Genomic DNA, 15,264 nt, shown 5'->3' on the forward strand with positions numbered 1-15,264 from the left:
CGGACCATCGGCACACGGACAGGAGCCACACCGCGATGGAGAACCTCGGGGCCCAGGACCCGCGGTGGATCGGCGAGTACCGGCTGCTCGGCAAGCTGGGCGAGGGGGGCATGGGCAAGGTCTTCCTCGCCCGGTCCGCCCGCGGCCGTACCGTCGCCGTCAAGCTCGTACAGGCCGAACTCGCCCGCCAGGCCGACTTCCGCAGCCGTTTCAAACGGGAGGTGGAAGCGGCCAGCCGGGTCGGCGGGCAGTGGACCGCGCCCGTACTGGACACCGACACCGACGCCGAGGTGCCCTGGGTGGCCACCGGCTACATCGGCGGGCCGTCACTGCACGACGTGGTGGCCGAGGACTTCGGGGCGCTGCCCGAGCACTCGGTGCGGGTGCTGGCCCACGGTCTGTCCCTGGCGCTGCGCGACATCCACGGCGCCGGGCTGGTGCACCGGGACCTCAAACCGTCCAACATCCTCATCACCATCGACGGCCCGCGGGTCATCGACTTCGGGATCGCCCGTGCGCTGGACGCGGTCGACAGCACCACGGGCGGCAATCTGACGATGACCGGCGCGGTCGTCGGCTCGCCCGGTTTCATGTCGCCCGAGCAGGTGCGCGGCGAGCCGGTCACCGCGGCCAGCGATGTGTTCTGCCTCGGCTCGGTGCTGGCCTTCGCGGCCACCGGGCGGCAGCCGTTCGGCAGTGTGGCCAGCGGTATTCACGCCCTGATGTACCGAATAGCCCAGGAGGAGCCCGATCTGACCGGGCTGCCCGAAGGGCTGCACGGCCTCGTCTCCGCCTGTCTCAACAAGGACCCCGCGCTGCGGCCTTCGGTCGCGGACCTGGTCGCGTACACCGAGCGGACCGGCCCGGACAGCGAGCGGACCGGCCCGGACCCCGAGACCTGGCTGCCCAGCGGGCTGCTCGCCCGGCTGGGGCGCGACGCCCTCCAACTGCTGGAGGTGGAGGCGGAGAACGCCCAGCAGGGCCCGGTGGGACCGCAGCCCTCCAGCGCCTACGCGGGCCCCCTGTCGACACCCACACCGCATTCCGGGTACGCCGGACCCTCCGCGTACGCCCACCCGCCGCACGCCGGGTCGCCCGGCTATCCGGTGACCGGGCCCGCGCCCCAGCACGGTCAGCCCTGGCCGGGCGGCTATCAGGCGCCGTTCCCGTACCAGGGCCGGGCGGCGGCGGTGCTGCGGTCGGCGCGAGGGCTGTGCACGGGTCTGCTGACGGCGTTCGGCATCTGGATCGTGCTGACCGTCATCCATCTGTATCTGAACCTGTCGCTGTTCGGCGCCTACCGCGATCTCCTCGCCGGCACCGGTACCAGCCAGGCGGTCAATCACCGCAAGGACGCGGTGGATCCGATGGACATGTTCCTCTTCTTCGCCGCGGTGGCGGTGATGGTGGTGTGGCTGGTCTGGTTCCGGCGCGCCTATGTCAACGCCACGGTGCTGGCACCGGGACGGCAGCGGTTCGGCAGCGGCTATGCCGTCGGGGCCTGGTTCATCCCGGTCGCCCAGCTGTGGCAGCCCAAGCAGATGGCCAACGACATCTGGAACTCCAGCGTGCCCCCGGGCCCCGGCCGGGTCTCCCGCACGGTGCTGCACTGGTGGTGGGCGCTGTTCGTGATGATGTTCTGGATCGAGCCGATCGCCGGGCTCGTCGACCTCGGCTGCGAGACCGACACCGAGCGGCGGGTCGCCACCGGATTCCTCATTGTGGACGACATCGTCTCGCTGCTGTGCGCGGTGCTGGCCATCGCGGTGGTGCTGCGCATCACCAGGATGCAGGACCAGCGGATCGGGCGGCCCGCCGTACAGCAGCCCGCGCCGCCCGCCGGGATGTTCGGGCCGCCCGCGGCGCACTGACCCCATGGATCACGCGAGAAGTCCCCGGCCGTTCACGGAACGGCCGGGGACTTCGTCGTCTTCGTTGTCTTCGTCGTCTTCGAGCCTGGGCTCAGAGGAACGAGTTGATCTGGATCGTCTCGTCACGCCCCGGGCCGACGCCGATCGCCGAGATCGGCGCGCCCGACATCTCCTCCAGCGCCTGGACATACCGCTGCGCGTTCTTCGGCAGGTCGTCGAAGGTCTTCGCCTTGGAGATGTCCTCCGTCCAGCCCGGCAGCATCTCGTAGACGGGCTTGGCGTGGTGGAAGTCGGTCTGGCTGTAGGGCAGCTCCTCGACCCGCTTGCCGTCGATCTCGTACGCCACACAGACCGGGATCTGCTCCCAGCCGGTGAGCACGTCCAGCTTGGTCAGGAAGAAGTCGGTGAGACCGTTGACCCGGGTCGCATAGCGCGCGATCACCGCGTCGAACCAGCCGCAGCGGCGGTCGCGCCCGGTGGTCACACCGCGCTCACCGCCGATGGTGCGCAGCTTCTCGCCGTCCTCGTCGTGCAGCTCCGTCGGGAACGGGCCCGCGCCGACGCGGGTGGTGTACGCCTTCAGGATGCCGATCACGCGGTTGATCTTCGTCGGGCCGACCCCCGCGCCGGTGCAGGCACCGCCCGCGGTCGGGTTGGAGGAGGTGACGAAGGGGTACGTGCCGTGGTCGACATCGAGCAGGGTGCCCTGGCCGCCCTCGAAGAGCACGACCTTGCCCTCGTCGATGGCGCTGTTCAGCACCAGGGTGGTGTCCGCGACAAAGCCCTTGAGCTCGTCCGCGTAGCCGAGCAGCTCCTCGACCACCTGGTCGACGGCGATGGCGCGCCGGTTGTAGAGCTTGGCCAGGACCTGGTTCTTGAAGTCCAGAGCGGCTTCGACCTTCTGCCGCAGGATGGACTCGTCGAAGATGTCCTGGACCCGGATGCCCACGCGGTTGATCTTGTCCGCGTAGGACGGTCCGATGCCCCGGCCGGTGGTGCCGATCTTGCGCTTCCCCAGGAAGCGTTCGGTCACCTTGTCGAGGGTCGTGTGATACGGCGTGATCAGATGCGCATTACCGCTGATCATCAGCTTGGACGTGTCGACACCGCGCTCGTTGAGCCCGCTCAGCTCGGAGAGCAGGACCGCGGGGTCGACGACAACGCCGTTGCCGATGACCGGGGTGCATCCGGGCGAGAGGATTCCGGACGGGAGGAGGTGCAGCGCGTACTTCTGGTCGCCGACGACGACCGTGTGGCCTGCGTTGTTGCCGCCCTGGTAGCGCACCACATAGTCAACCGAGCCGCCGAGCAGGTCGGTGGCCTTTCCCTTGCCCTCGTCACCCCACTGAGCACCGAGCAGCACAAGTGCGGGCACAGGCGTACACCCCTTCCGGGCGGGGCATGTCCAACGTGCGTAGTGGCGCGCGCCACCACCAGAGCCGTCGAACCGGTGCCCCGGATAGACGAAGCCCCTGGCGCAACAGCGACAGGGGCTCTTGCACCGAGAGATTACCTGAGGAAGGACCGAGGTGTCGGCTCCAGATCCCTGGCACTCTCCTCCGGACACCGTCCGGGAGCGCCCCCTGCTTGTGGTCATCGACCCCGCTGCCCGGCGAACGGACGGGGAGTCGGTGCGCATCGCGAAGGATGTGCTGTGTGCGGGCGCACAGACAAAAATTTGCCTGCCGGACGGTCCGGACGAAGTCGAGCGGGCCCTCGCCCGCCGCGGCGCCCGCCGCCCGGTGGTGGTCGGCGACGACCGTGCGCTGCTGCGGGTGGTGGAGCTGCTCCACCGCCGCCGGGAGCTGACGGATGCCACCTTGTCGGTGGTCCCGGTCGGCGGCCCCGCCACGGTGGCCCTGGCCCGGTCCCTCGGTGTGCCGACCGATCCGGTTGCGGCGGCCCGTACGGTCCTCGACGGGGCCGCCCGCCCGCGTGACCTGCTGGTGGACGACAGCGGCGGGGTGGTGCTCGGGGGCTTGCGGATCCCGTCCGGCCCGCGGACGGACCCGCCGGTACGGCCCGGCGGCCACGAACCGCACGATCCGCACGACCCGCACGATCCGCACGGCGCCGGGGCGGCACCGCCCTCCGGCACCGTCCCGTCGGCCGGGTCCGGCACCGGGTCGGACACCGGTCCCGGCGGCGCCAACGGCCACCGGGACCGCCGGGACCCGGGTGCGAGCCCGCCCGGCGACGGCTCCCAACCGTGGTGGACCCCGGCGGCGCGCACCGCGCGCACGGCCCTGACGCTGCTGTCCCTGCCGGTCATCGGCCTGACCAGCGGCTCCCGCCGCCGCGTCCACCCGCCGCCCCCGCACCGGCTGCGGATCGAGGCGGACGGGGTGCTGCTGACCGATCTGGACCGCCCGGTGACCCGCGTATCGGTCTCCACGGCCGGACCGGACGACGGCGGACTGGCCGAGGTCGTGGTCCATCCGCACGCGGCGGGCGGCCCGGTGCGCGCGCTGGCGCGGGCGGTCACCGTCTCCGGCCAGGACTTCCGCTACCGGGCGGACGCCCTGGTGCGCGGCCCGGTCCGCAGCCGCACCTGGACCGTCCTGACGGAGGCGTGGACCCTGATCCTCCCCCACCGCACCTGATCCCCGCCGGAGTCCCACTCGACCGCCCGGCGACAACACCGGCCGGCGGGCACTCGGCGCGAGCCGGGGCCCGCCATGCCTGGTGCGGTCCGATGGCCGCGTGCCTGCGCGGGCCAGGCCGCGCGGGTAGGCCGGACCCCGCGGGTACCGGCGCCCGGCCACCGCGGATGGCGTGGGCCGGGTCACAGCGGGTGCGCGCCGGGCACGGTCGGCAACCGCGCCCCCGGCGGGCGGCGGTGTCACGCGGCCTCCGAGCCTGGCCGCCGGGCGGCGGTGTCCCGCGGCCGCCGGGCCCGGCCAGCGGACTCGCGCCGGGCCGCCTGCCCCTCGGACGCCCGGCCACCGCGCACCGGGGCCAGACCCGCCACGGCACAGCGAAAAAACCCGCCACGCGCGGAGAGGCCATGGGGCCGAGCCCGGTCCCCCGTCGCCCTAGCGGCCGGCGTCCTCGCGGCGGGCCGCCTGGTGGGCGCGCCAGCGGTCGAGCATCTTGGGGAGTTCCTTCTGCATGAACTCGAAGAACTCGGCGGTCTCGGAGACCCGCAGCCCCGCCGGGGTGTCGGGCCCGAGCACCTTGGCGCCGTCGCGCATGGTGCCCTCCCAGCGCGCGAGGAGCTGATCGCGGCGGGTGATGGTTTCGTACCAGACCTCGTTGTGCAGCCGGTAGCGGTCGCGGCGCGAACCGGGCTCGCGCTCACGCGCGACCATGGCCACCTGCGTGAGGTAGCGAACCGCCCCCGAGACCGCGGCGGGGCTGATCTGGAGCCGCTCGGCCAGCTCGGCCGAGGTGAGCTGACCGGAGTCGGAGACGAGCAGCGCCGCGAAGACCCTTGCACCCATCCGCTGCATCCCGGCCTCGGCCAGATCCGCCGCGAACCGCTCGACAAACCGGGACACCGCCTCGGGGTCCCGCGAGACGGTCGGCATGTCTTCCGCTTGCGTCGTCTCACTCACCGGATCATCATCTCCCCTCTTCGTCACATCATCATAAGTTTATATGGTTCCTTAACTTCACAAATTTGTGAAACTAGCGTAGCTTCGGAAATATGAAGACGGCAATCTCCGCGTCCGGCCTGCACAAGTCCTTCGGCCGGACCCATGCGTTGGACGGCCTCGACCTCGAAGTCGAGGCAGGTGAGGTCCATGGCTTCCTCGGCCCCAACGGCGCCGGGAAGTCCACCACCATCCGGGTCCTGCTGGGGCTGCTGCGAGCCGATGCCGGTGCGGTCCAGCTCCTCGGCAAGGACCCCTGGCACGATGCGGTCGACCTCCATCGGCACATCGCGTACGTCCCCGGGGACGTCACCCTGTGGCGCAACCTCAGCGGTGGCGAGGTCATCGACCTGTACGGGCGGCTGCGCGGCGGGCTGGACACGGCACGGCGCGCCGAGCTGCTGGACCGGTTCGAGCTCGACCCCACCAAGAAGGGGCGCACGTACTCCAAGGGCAACCGCCAGAAGGTCGCCCTGGTCGCCGCGTTCTCGTCCGAGCTCGAGCTGCTGATCCTGGACGAGCCCACCTCCGGGCTCGACCCGCTGATGGAGGAGGTCTTCCGGGAGTGCGTGGCCGAGGAGCGTGACCGCGGCCGCACGGTGCTGCTCTCCAGCCACATCCTCAGCGAGGTCGAGGCGCTGTGCGACCGCGTCAGCATCATCCGCAAAGGCAAGCGGGTGGAGTCGGGTTCGCTCGCCCAGCTCCGCTATCTGACCCGTACGTCCGTCACCGCCGAGCTGGCCGAGCCGGTCAACGGTCTGACCGACCTCCCCGGCGTGCACAACGTCGACATCCGGGACCGGCGCGTCAAGCTCCAGGTCGACACCGACAAGCTGGACGGTGTGCTGCGCCAGCTGACCCAGTCGGGGGTGCGCAGCCTCATCTCCACCCCGCCGACGCTGGAGGAGCTCTTCCTCCGGCACTACCAGGACGACGTCACCCGCACCGAAGAAGGGGCTGTCGCCCGATGACCGCCGTAGCCGACACACGGGTCTCCCCCCGCACCCGCGGATCGGCCAAGGACCTGGCCGGCACCGGCACCCTGCTGCGGCTCGCGCTGCGCCGCGACCGGATCATGATGCCGGTGTGGGTGGTCTGCCTCGGGCTGACCGCGAGCAGCACCACCGGCCGCCTCAAGAGCGCGTACGACACCCCCAAGGCCCGCGCCGACCTCGTCGTGGACATGAATGGCAACGGCTCGACAAGAGCCCTGTTCGGTGCCGCCTTCGACGATTCGCTCGGCGCGCTCACCGTCTGGCGGGTGGGCGGGTTCCTCACCGTGTTCGCCGCGATCATGAGCCTGCTCATCGTGATCCGGCACACCCGGGAGGAGGAGGAGACCGGCCGTCAGGAGGCGCTGTCCGCCTGTATGGTCGGCCGCCGCGCGGGGCTGACCTCGGCCCTGCTCGCCGTGGGCATCGCCAATGCCGCGGTCACCGTTCTGATCGCGGGCAGTCTCGCGGGCCAGGGCGGCACCGGCGCGCTTGCGCTGGGTCTGAGCGTCGGTCTGACCGGGATGGCCTTCGGCGGTCTGGCCGCCGTCGCCGCCCAGCTCACCGAGAACGCGCGGCTGGCCCGGGGGCTGACCTCCGCGGCCGTCGGTATCGCCTTCGTGCTGCGGATGGCGGGCGATGCCGCCGAGGACGGTTCCCAGGGCTCCGGCCATCTGCTGGTCTGGCTCTCACCACTGGGCTGGGCGGAGTACGCGCGGCCGTTCGCGGACGAGCGCTGGTGGCCGTTGCTGCTGATCGCCGTGCTCGCCGCCGCCTCCACCGCCCTGGCCTACTCCCTCGTGGGCCGTCGCGACGTCGGCGCCAGCTTCTACGCGACCCGACCCGGGGCCCGGGCCGCCGGAGCGGGTCTCAAGGGTGTCTATGGGCTGGGCTGGCGGCTCCACCGCGGTGCGCTGCTCGGCTGGAGCGCGGGTTTCGTCTTCACCGGTGCCATCTTCGGTGCCATCTCGAACGGTGCCGACGAGTTCCTCGGCGACAGCGACCAGACCCGCGAGATCATCCAGCGGATGGGCGGGGCCCAGGGGCTGACCGACGCGTTCCTTGCCTCCATGGTCGGCATCCTCGGCACCACCCTCACCGTCTACACCGCAAGTGCCGTGCTGCGGCTGCGCAGTGAGGAGACCGACCAGCGCGCCGAGCCGCTGCTGGCCAACGCGGTCAGCCGGCTGCGCTGGGGCGGAAGCCACCTGGTCTTCGCCTATCTGGGCCCGGTCGTCGTGCTCGCCGTCGGCGGTCTGGCGCTGGGCGTGGGCTATGGCGTGGCCGCCGACGACATGGGCGGGATCCCGCGTGCCGTGGGCGCCGCCCTCGCCCAGGCCCCCGCGCTGTGGGTGGTCACCAGCGCCGCCGTCTTCCTGGTCGGTGTGGTGCCGAAGTACACGGCCGCGGCCTGGGCCGTGGTCGGCTGGGTGGTGACCCTGAGCTGGTTGGGCCCGGCGCTCAAGATGCCCCAGTCCGTGATGGACACCTCGCCGTTCACTCATCTGCCCAAGCTGCCCGGCGACGATGTCACAGCAGCGCCCTTCCTGTGGTCGCTGCTGATCTCGGTCGTTCTGACCGCCGGAGGTCTGGTGGGACTGCGCCGTCGCGACATCGGCGGCTGACCCCCGTCGGCCCACCGCCCCGGCCCCTCGGCGCCGGCCCGCACTCCCCGTGGCGGCCGGCGCCGAGTGCGGTCCGGGGCCGCCCCCGTCGTCCACAGGCTGTGGACGACGGGGCGCCGGTCAGTTCTCGACCAACAGCTCCGTCAGCCCCCGGATCACAAAGCCCGGCCGCCACTCCGGCTCCCTCACCAGCCGCAGTCGGGGCGCCTTGCGGAGCAGCGCGCCGAAGGACGCCATGAGTTCACGGCGGGCCAGCGGGGCGCCCAGGCAGTAGTGGATGCCCGCGCCGAAGCTGAGATGGGGGTTGTCCGCGCGCGAGAGGTCCAGGGTGTCGGGACGGTCGAAACGCGCGGGGTCGCGGTTGGCCGAGCCGAAGAGGAGGGCCACCTCTCTGCCGCGCGGAATGACCGTGCCGCCCACCTCGATGTCGTCAAGCACCCAGCGCTCGAAGAGCTGCAACGGGGTGTCGTACCGCAGCAGTTCGTCCACCGCGGTGGGCAGCAGCGCCTCCGGGTCCGCGCGGAGTGCCGCCAGCTGGTCGGGGTGGCGGAAGAGGGTCCACCAGCCGTTGCCGGTGGAGTTGACCGTCGCCTCGTGGCCCGCGTTGAGCAGCAGCACACAGGTGGAGATCATCTCCTGCTCGGAGAGCCGGTCGCCCTCGTCGTACGCCGCGATCAGCGCGCTGATCAGATCCCCGCCCGGGTCCTTGCGGCGGGCGGCGATCAACTCCCGCAGATAGGCGGAGAACTCCAGCGAGGCGCGCACCGCCCGCCGCGCGGTCTCCTCCCCCGGGTTCAGCTCGTACATCCCGCAGATGTCCGCCGACCACGGGCGCAGCGAAGCCCGGTCGGCGGGCGGGATGCCGAGCATCTCCGCGATGACGGCCACCGGCAGCGGCTCGGCGACCGAGGCGATGAGATCGCCGCCCCCGGCGGCGAGGAAGGAGTCGACCAGTTCGCCCGCCAGCCGCTCGATCGTCGGGACCAGCGCCTCGACCGTCCGCGGGGTGAACGCCTTGGAGACCAGCCGACGGATCCGGGTGTGGTCCGGCGCCTCCAGGTCGAGCATCCCATGGTCGTTGAGGGTGTGGAACGGCTCGTGCTCGGGCGGCGGCGCGGTACGCCCGAACTCCTCGTGGCTGAACCGGTGCAGATAGGTGCGGCCGAGCCGGCGGTCGGCCAGCAGCGCGCGGGCGTCGTCGAAGTGCGGGATCAGCCACTGCCGGGACGGCTCGAACCAGTGCGCCCGCCCGCTCTCGCGCAGCTCGGCGTAGGCCGGGTACGGGTCGGCGACGAACGACGGCCGCCACGGGTCGAAGGCGGGAAGCGGCACGGTGCTGGTCATGCCGGGACGGTACCGCCCGGCAGGCTCAGCCTCCAGGGGTCACCAGCCGGGCCTCGTAGGCGAAGACCGCCGCCTGGGTGCGGTCCCGCAGCCCCAGCTTCACCAGGATCCGGCTCACATGGGTCTTCACCGTGGACTCGGCGACCACCAGATGTTCGGCGATCTCGGCGTTGGACCGGCCCTGGGCGACCTGTACCAGCACCTCGTTCTCCCGCTCGGTCAGCTCGGCCAGCCGCTCGGCCGCAGGCGGCGGTGCGAACCCGGTGGCCTCGCCGATCCGCGAGAAGGTCGAGATCAGACGCTTGGTGACGGTGGGCGCCAGCAGCGCCTCGCCCGCGGCCACCACCCGCACCGCCTCCCCGAGCTGACGGGCGGAGGCGTCCTTGAGCAGAAAGCCGCTCGCCCCCGCACGCAGCGCCTGGTACACGTACTCGTCGAGGTCGAAGGTGGTCAGCACCAGCACCTTGGCGTCGGCGTCCGCCGCGATGATCTCGCGGGTCGCCTCCAGTCCGTTGACCTCGGGCATCCGGATGTCCATCAGCACCACGTCGGGTCGCAGCTTCGCGACCTGCGCGATGGCCTGGCGGCCGTCGACCGCCTCACCGGCCACCTCGATATCGGGCTGGGCGTTCAGCAGAACGGAGAAGCCCTCCCGGACCATGACCTGGTCGTCGGCGATCAGGACGCGGATGACGGCCGCCCCGTCGGTCCCGGTCATGCCGCCGCCTCCACGGCCCCGGCGTCCACCGGGATGTAGACGGCGACCTCGTATCCGCCGTCCTCCGCGGCCCCGGCCGTCATCTCGCCGTTCAGCATGGCCACCCGCTCCCGCATGCCCAGCAGCCCGTGGCCCACCCCCGGCGAGGGGCGCACGGTCTGGGTGGCCGGGCCGTTGACGATCCGCAGCCCGATGCCGCCGAGCACATAGGCGAGTTCGACGCGGGCGGTGGAGCCGGGGGCGTGGCGCAGCGCGTTGCTGAGCGCCTCCTGCACGATCCGGTACGCGGACAGCTCGACGCCCGGCGGCAGCGGGCGCACCGCGCCGGTGGTGAGGTGCTCGACCGTCAGGCCCGCGGCCCGGACCCCCGCGAAGAGCGTGTCCAGGGTGGCAAGGGTGGGCTGCGGCGCCTCCGGGTCGGCGTCGGCGTACGCGTCGGGGTTGTCGGCGCGTACGACCCCGAGGACCCGGCGGAGTTCGGTGAGGGCGGCCACGGCGTTCTCCCGGATGGTCGCGAAGCTCTTGGCCAGCTCCTCGGGCGGGTTCTCCACCCGGTAGGGGGCGGCCTCCGCCTGGATGGCGATGACGGACATGTGGTGGGCGACGACGTCGTGCAGTTCACGGGCGATGGTCGCGCGCTCCTCCAGGAGCGTACGGCGGGACCGCTCCTCGACGGTGGCCGACTCCTGCACGGCGACCTGCTGCCTGGTCTCGAGCAGACTGCGGGTCGCGACGACCGTGCCCACGACCAGACAGGAGACCACCACCATCGAGAGGGTGTCGGAGGTGCGGCTGCTGACGGCGTCGCAGGTCACCCCGAACGCGGCCGTGAGCACCAGCATCTGGACGGCGGTGCGGGGGCGGGTCTGCGCCGCGACCACGGCCATCACCGCGATCTGCGCGGCGAACAGGGGCCCGGGCCAGGGCCAGGTGTCGTAGAAGTAGAAGTCGTACCCGGTGGCGTCCGCACCCGCCGCGATCCCCACCGCGAACGACAGCCACCAGGCCCCAACGGGCCGGAGCAACGAGAGCGCCAGCGGCACCGCGCAGAAGGCTGCGAGCAGCACGTTTCCGCCGGAGTTGTGGCCGAAGCCGAGCGCCCCCAGGAAACCGGCGCACGCGGTGATCGCCGCGTGCGGCAGCCGACTCGCATACGGCCGCACCCGCGCGGGCAACCACCGCATCAGACGGTGCGATGTGCCGAGCGGCGGCAGCGGGCGGAACGCGAAGGCGTCTCTGATCAAGTCTTCCCACAGCCCGGACAGCACGCTGCGGGCCAGGCGGAGTTCGGTGCGCGGAATCGTCTCGGTCACGCATCACACCGTAAGGAAAGGGCAGGTCGGCGTCGTCCCCACCGGTGCGGATTCCCGGGCGTCCGTCTCAAGTACTACACAGGCCCGTACGGTCACCGGACGTCTTCGGAGACGGCCCTGCTGATCTCGTCGACAACCGTACGCGCGGCGGGCGCCGTGGGGTCGATCAGCGGGAAGTGTCCGGCCCCGGCGATGCGTACGACCCGCAGCGGCTGCCGGGCGACGGCCGCCGCCGCCGCGAAGGAGTCCGCGACCTGCGGTGGCACATCGGCGTCGGTGCCGCCCTGCACCACCGTGGTGCGGACACCGGTGGGCAGCAGCGCGGCGGGATCGGCGAACGGCAGCCGGGCCGCCGCTTCGTCGCCGGTGCCGAGGAGTTGGTCCACCGCGCCGGAGCAGACGTGCAGCGCGCGGGCGGTGGTGAGGTCCGCGATGGGGGCGAGGGCCACCACCCCGCGGACGCGCGGCGGCGCGGACAGCCGCCAGGGCACCCCCGGCGGCAGCCGGTGCCGCGCCGCCGCCCACAGCGCGGCATGTCCGCCCGCGGAGTGCCCGGCGAGCACGAGCCGTTCGGTGTCGACACCGGGCAGCGCGCACTCCCGCACCAGGCCCGGCACGGCGTCCACGACGGCGGCGATGTCGTCGAACGTCTCCGGCCACCGCCCGGCGCGGGGCGGGCCGGTGGCGGCGGCATGGGCGGACGGCCGTGCGCCCCGGCGGTATTCGCCCAAGGCCACCGCGAAGCCCCGGGCGGCGAGGTGGGTGGCGAACGGGGACAGATGGCGGCGGTCGTAGGGGGCGCGCCAGGCGCCGCCGTGGAAGAGCAGGACCAGCGGGGCGGCACCACCCGCCGCCCCCTCGGGCGGCAGGTGGAAGTCCACCACCTGGTCCGGGTGTTCGCCGTACGCGGCGGTCGCGTCCGGCGCCACCGGGGCGAGGCCGAAGAGGGACGCCTCCTCGGCCGCCGTGACCCCGGCGGGGTCCGGTGGGTCCGTCACCCGGCCACGCCGCTCTCCGACGGCTCCCCCGCCCGGCCGTCCGCCGGACCATCCGCCAGGACCTCGGCCAGCACCCGCGCCGCCCGCTCCACATCCGCGAACCCCGTGTACAGCGGGGTGAAGCCGAAGCGCAGCACATCGGGGTTGCGGAAGTCGCCGACCACACCGCGCCGTACCAGCTCCGCCATCACCGCGCCCGCGTCCGCGCACCGCAGCGCGACCTGGCTGCCGCGCCGCTCGTGCTCGACCGGGGTGATCGACGCGACCCGGCCGGCCGGGACGTAGGTCCCGACGCAGCGCAGGAAGAAGTCGGTCAGCGCCAGGCTCTTGGCCCGCACCGCCTCGATCGCGACGTCGTCCCACACCTCCAGCGCGGCTTCCAGCGCCAGCATGGAGAGGATGTCCGGGGTACCGACCCGGCCGCGGACCGCGCCGTCGGCGGGGGCGTAGGCGGGCTCCATGCCGAACGGGTCGGCGTGCGAGTTCCAGCCGGGGAGCGGGGAGTCGAAGCGCGGCTGGTGTTCGTGCGCCACATACAGATACGCGGGCGAACCGGGGCCGCCGTTGAGGTACTTGTACGTACAGCCCACGGCGAGGTCGACCCCGTGCGCGTCCAGCCCGACCGGCAGCGCGCCCGCGCTGTGGCACAGGTCCCAGACGACGAGCGCGCCCGCGGCGTGCACGGCGGCCGTCGTCCCGGGCAGATCGTGGAGCCGACCGGTCCGGTAGTCGGCATGGTTGACCAGCGCCACGGCGGTACGCGGGCCGACCGCGGTGGGGACGTCGGCCGCCGCCACCGGCCGCAGCGTGCAACCGGTCATCCGGGCCGCGGACTCGGCGATATAGCCGTCGGTGGGGAAGGTGGCCTCGTCGACGAGGATCTGGTCGCGGTGGGCGCCGCGCGCCTGGGCGATCCGCACCGCGCCGACCACCGCCTTGAAGACGTTCACGCTCGTCGAGTCGCCCACGACCACCTGGCCGGGGGCCGCCCCGACCAGATGTCCGACGCGGTCGCCGATCCGCTCGGGCGCGGTCCACCAACCGCTCTCCTCCCAGGAGCGGATGCGCAGACTGCCCCATTCCCGGGTGATGACATCGGCCAGCCGGGCGGGGACGCCGCGCGGGAGCGCGCCGAGTGAATTGCCGTCGAGATAGACGGCGTCGTCGAGGGCGAAGGCATCGCGCTTGGCGCGCAGTTCATCGGCCGCGTCCAGCCGCGCGGCCTCGTCGGTCAGTGCCGGGGCGCCGGAGATCGTGGTGTCAGACATGGCTGCGCGCCGTCCACAGCTCGGGGAAGACGTTCTTCGTCGCGCGCTTCTCCAGCCAGGCGACTCCCGCGGAACCGCCGGTGCCGGTCTTGGCGCCCATCGCCCGCCGGGTGGCCACGAGATGGTCGTTGCGCCAGCGCCACACCAGCTCGGCGACCTCGGTGAGGGCCTCGCCGAGCCGGATCAGCTCGTCCTCCCGCGGACCGGGACCGGAGTAGATCTCCTGCCACACCCGCTCCACGCCGGGGTCGGGTGCGTACCGCAGGGCAGGGTCGCGGTCCAGTACGGCGGCCGGAACGGCGAAGCCGCGGCGGGCGAGGAAACGCAGCACCTCGTCGTAGAGGCTGGGCTCGGTCAGCGCCTTCTCCAGCTCGGCGTGGACACGCGGCGCGCCCCGGTGGGGGACCAGCATGGACGCGGACTTCTCGCCGAGCAGGAACTCCATCCGCCGGTACATCGCGGACTGGAAACCGGAGCCGTCGCCGAGCGCGGAGCGGTAGGCGTTGAACTGACCCGGGGTGAGATGCGCGAGCGGCTTCCAGGAGCTGTTCAGCGACTCCAGCTCCCAGGTGGAGCGCTTCAGCGCGGCCATCGCGGTGGGCAGGTCGTCCTCGCGCAGCGCCTGGGCGGCGGTGCGCCACTCGTGGACGATGACGGTGAACCACAGCTCCATGACCTGGGTGGTGACCAGGAAGACCATCTCGCCGGGGTCGTCGGACAGCGGGTGCTGGAGGTGGGTCAGAACCGAGGCCCGGACGTAGTCCTCGTACGGGGTCGTGCCCTGGAAGTCGAGATGGGGGGCGTCGGGCTCGGCGTCCGGCGTGGCGGACTCCGGCGGGGGGACGTCCTGCGGGGCGGTGGCGTTCGGGGCAGGCTGCTGCGACATCGCGTCTCCTGAGTACTGCTCGCTACCGGGTAGCGGTCCGCCCCTTCCTTTCGGTTCTGGGCCCCGGTCCCCTCAGGGCCCGCATCAACAGGCCCTGTCCGCATCATGCGTGTCATGGGTGTGTTCGGCAAGTACGGATCAGCGACGGATCGGGGCCCGTCGGAACGGAACACCGCCGACAGGCCCCGGGTCTCCGGGCTCAGAACAGAGCGCTCAGGAGAGCGTGTCCGCCGCGGTCGGGGAGCTCTCCCGGAGGAATGTCGAGCAGCGCTCGTACTCCTCCTGCTCACCGATGGACTGGGCAGCGCGGGCGAGCGCGTGCAGGGCACGCAGGAAGCCGCGGTTGGGCTCGTGCTCGAACGGCACCGGGCCGTGGCCCTTCCAGCCGCTGCGGCGCAGGGCGTCCAGCCCGCGGTGGTAGCCGGTGCGGGCGTACGCGTAGGACTCGACCACCCGGCCGGCCTCGAACGCCTCGTCGGCGAGCTGCGCCCAGGCCAGGGAGGAGGCCGGGTACTTCGCGGCGACCTCGGAGGGGGCCGCGCCGGAGGCGAGCAGCTCCCGGGGCTCCGGGTCGTCGGGCAGATGGGTCGGGGGCGGTCCCCCGAGCAGGTTCTCGTGAATGGCCATGGGTTCCAGTCTGCCTGGTCCGGCCC

The 15,264-nt window shown here is 72.4% G+C and carries 13 protein-coding genes; 4 read left to right on the forward strand and 9 right to left on the reverse strand.

The annotated features are described in order from the left end of the window. Window positions 1-35 precede the first annotated feature (35 nt). The gene (locus JK363_RS05030) at window positions 36-1,871 is read left to right on the forward strand and encodes a protein kinase domain-containing protein (protein ID WP_201871858.1); all 1,836 of its coding nucleotides are present in this window, start codon (window positions 36-38) and stop codon (window positions 1,869-1,871) included. Between the two features lie 91 nt (window positions 1,872-1,962). Here JK363_RS05030 and JK363_RS05035 read toward each other — a convergent pair whose 3' ends face one another. Beyond that, entirely contained in the window at window positions 1,963-3,246 is a 1,284-nt protein-coding gene (locus tag JK363_RS05035; protein WP_201871860.1) for an adenylosuccinate synthase, read from the reverse strand. Window positions 3,247-3,400: 154 nt separating this feature from the next. On the opposite strand from JK363_RS05035, the gene JK363_RS05040 reads away from it, so the two are divergent. Continuing rightward, a complete protein-coding gene (locus JK363_RS05040) occupies window positions 3,401-4,474 on the forward strand; it encodes a diacylglycerol kinase family protein (protein ID WP_307821616.1) in 1,074 nt (357 codons plus the stop codon). Window positions 4,475-4,906: 432 nt separating this feature from the next. On the opposite strand, the gene JK363_RS05045 is transcribed toward JK363_RS05040, so the two are convergent. Continuing rightward, window positions 4,907-5,401, reverse strand: coding sequence for a GbsR/MarR family transcriptional regulator (locus JK363_RS05045; protein WP_201872528.1), 495 nt, complete (start codon window positions 5,399-5,401; stop codon window positions 4,907-4,909). A gap of 119 nt (window positions 5,402-5,520) precedes the next feature. Here JK363_RS05045 and JK363_RS05050 point away from each other — a divergent pair, with 119 nt between their 5' ends. Continuing rightward, window positions 5,521-6,438, forward strand: a complete 918-nt coding sequence (locus JK363_RS05050; protein WP_201871861.1) for an ABC transporter ATP-binding protein — start codon at window positions 5,521-5,523, stop codon at window positions 6,436-6,438. Further along, the gene (locus tag JK363_RS05055) at window positions 6,435-8,084 is read left to right on the forward strand and encodes an ABC transporter permease (protein WP_201871863.1); all 1,650 of its coding nucleotides are present in this window, start codon (window positions 6,435-6,437) and stop codon (window positions 8,082-8,084) included. Before JK363_RS05050 ends, JK363_RS05055 begins: the two co-directional genes overlap by 4 nt. A gap of 120 nt (window positions 8,085-8,204) precedes the next feature. Here JK363_RS05055 and JK363_RS05060 read toward each other — a convergent pair whose 3' ends face one another. From JK363_RS05060 to JK363_RS05090, 7 genes are all read right to left on the reverse strand, one after another. After that, window positions 8,205-9,428: a cytochrome P450 gene (locus JK363_RS05060; protein ID WP_201871864.1), complete on the reverse strand. Its 1,224-nt coding sequence runs from the start codon at window positions 9,426-9,428 to the stop codon at window positions 8,205-8,207. Between the two features lie 25 nt (window positions 9,429-9,453). Continuing rightward, window positions 9,454-10,146, reverse strand: coding sequence for a response regulator (locus JK363_RS05065; RefSeq protein ID WP_201871865.1), 693 nt, complete (start codon window positions 10,144-10,146; stop codon window positions 9,454-9,456). Then, window positions 10,143-11,459, reverse strand: a complete 1,317-nt coding sequence (locus JK363_RS05070; RefSeq protein ID WP_201871866.1) for a sensor histidine kinase — start codon at window positions 11,457-11,459, stop codon at window positions 10,143-10,145. The genes JK363_RS05065 and JK363_RS05070 overlap by 4 nt, the downstream gene beginning before the upstream one ends. 92 nt (window positions 11,460-11,551) lie before the next feature. After that, window positions 11,552-12,457: an alpha/beta hydrolase family protein gene (locus JK363_RS05075; protein ID WP_201871867.1), complete on the reverse strand. Its 906-nt coding sequence runs from the start codon at window positions 12,455-12,457 to the stop codon at window positions 11,552-11,554. Beyond that, the gene (gene kynU / locus JK363_RS05080) at window positions 12,454-13,725 is read right to left on the reverse strand and encodes a kynureninase (RefSeq protein ID WP_201871868.1); all 1,272 of its coding nucleotides are present in this window, start codon (window positions 13,723-13,725) and stop codon (window positions 12,454-12,456) included. Before kynU ends, JK363_RS05075 begins: the two co-directional genes overlap by 4 nt. Continuing rightward, window positions 13,718-14,611, reverse strand: a complete 894-nt coding sequence (locus JK363_RS05085; RefSeq protein WP_201871870.1) for a tryptophan 2,3-dioxygenase family protein — start codon at window positions 14,609-14,611, stop codon at window positions 13,718-13,720. The genes kynU and JK363_RS05085 overlap by 8 nt, the downstream gene beginning before the upstream one ends. 213 nt (window positions 14,612-14,824) lie before the next feature. After that, the gene (locus JK363_RS05090) at window positions 14,825-15,238 is read right to left on the reverse strand and encodes a DUF3151 domain-containing protein (protein WP_078642619.1); all 414 of its coding nucleotides are present in this window, start codon (window positions 15,236-15,238) and stop codon (window positions 14,825-14,827) included. Window positions 15,239-15,264 lie beyond the last annotated feature (26 nt).

This window comes from Streptomyces coffeae (assembly GCF_016741875.1).
GTDB lineage: Bacteria > Actinomycetota > Actinomycetes > Streptomycetales > Streptomycetaceae > Streptomyces > Streptomyces coffeae.

Bases quoted from the DNA above. Each gene is read 5' to 3' on its own strand.
- JK363_RS05030 (WP_201871858.1), top strand. From the start codon at position 36: ATGGAGAACCTCGGGGCCCAGGACCCGCGGTGGATCGGCGAGTACCGG.
- JK363_RS05045 (WP_201872528.1), bottom strand. From the start codon at position 5,401: ATGCCGACCGTCTCGCGGGACCCCGAGGCGGTGTCCCGGTTTGTCGAG.
- JK363_RS05050 (WP_201871861.1), top strand. From the start codon at position 5,521: ATGAAGACGGCAATCTCCGCGTCCGGCCTGCACAAGTCCTTCGGCCGG.
- JK363_RS05055 (WP_201871863.1), top strand. From the start codon at position 6,435: ATGACCGCCGTAGCCGACACACGGGTCTCCCCCCGCACCCGCGGATCG.
- JK363_RS05060 (WP_201871864.1), bottom strand. From the start codon at position 9,428: ATGACCAGCACCGTGCCGCTTCCCGCCTTCGACCCGTGGCGGCCGTCG.
- JK363_RS05065 (WP_201871865.1), bottom strand. From the start codon at position 10,146: ATGACCGGGACCGACGGGGCGGCCGTCATCCGCGTCCTGATCGCCGAC.
- kynU (WP_201871868.1), bottom strand. From the start codon at position 13,725: ATGTCTGACACCACGATCTCCGGCGCCCCGGCACTGACCGACGAGGCC.
- JK363_RS05085 (WP_201871870.1), bottom strand. From the start codon at position 14,611: ATGTCGCAGCAGCCTGCCCCGAACGCCACCGCCCCGCAGGACGTCCCC.
- JK363_RS05090 (WP_078642619.1), bottom strand. From the start codon at position 15,238: ATGGCCATTCACGAGAACCTGCTCGGGGGACCGCCCCCGACCCATCTG.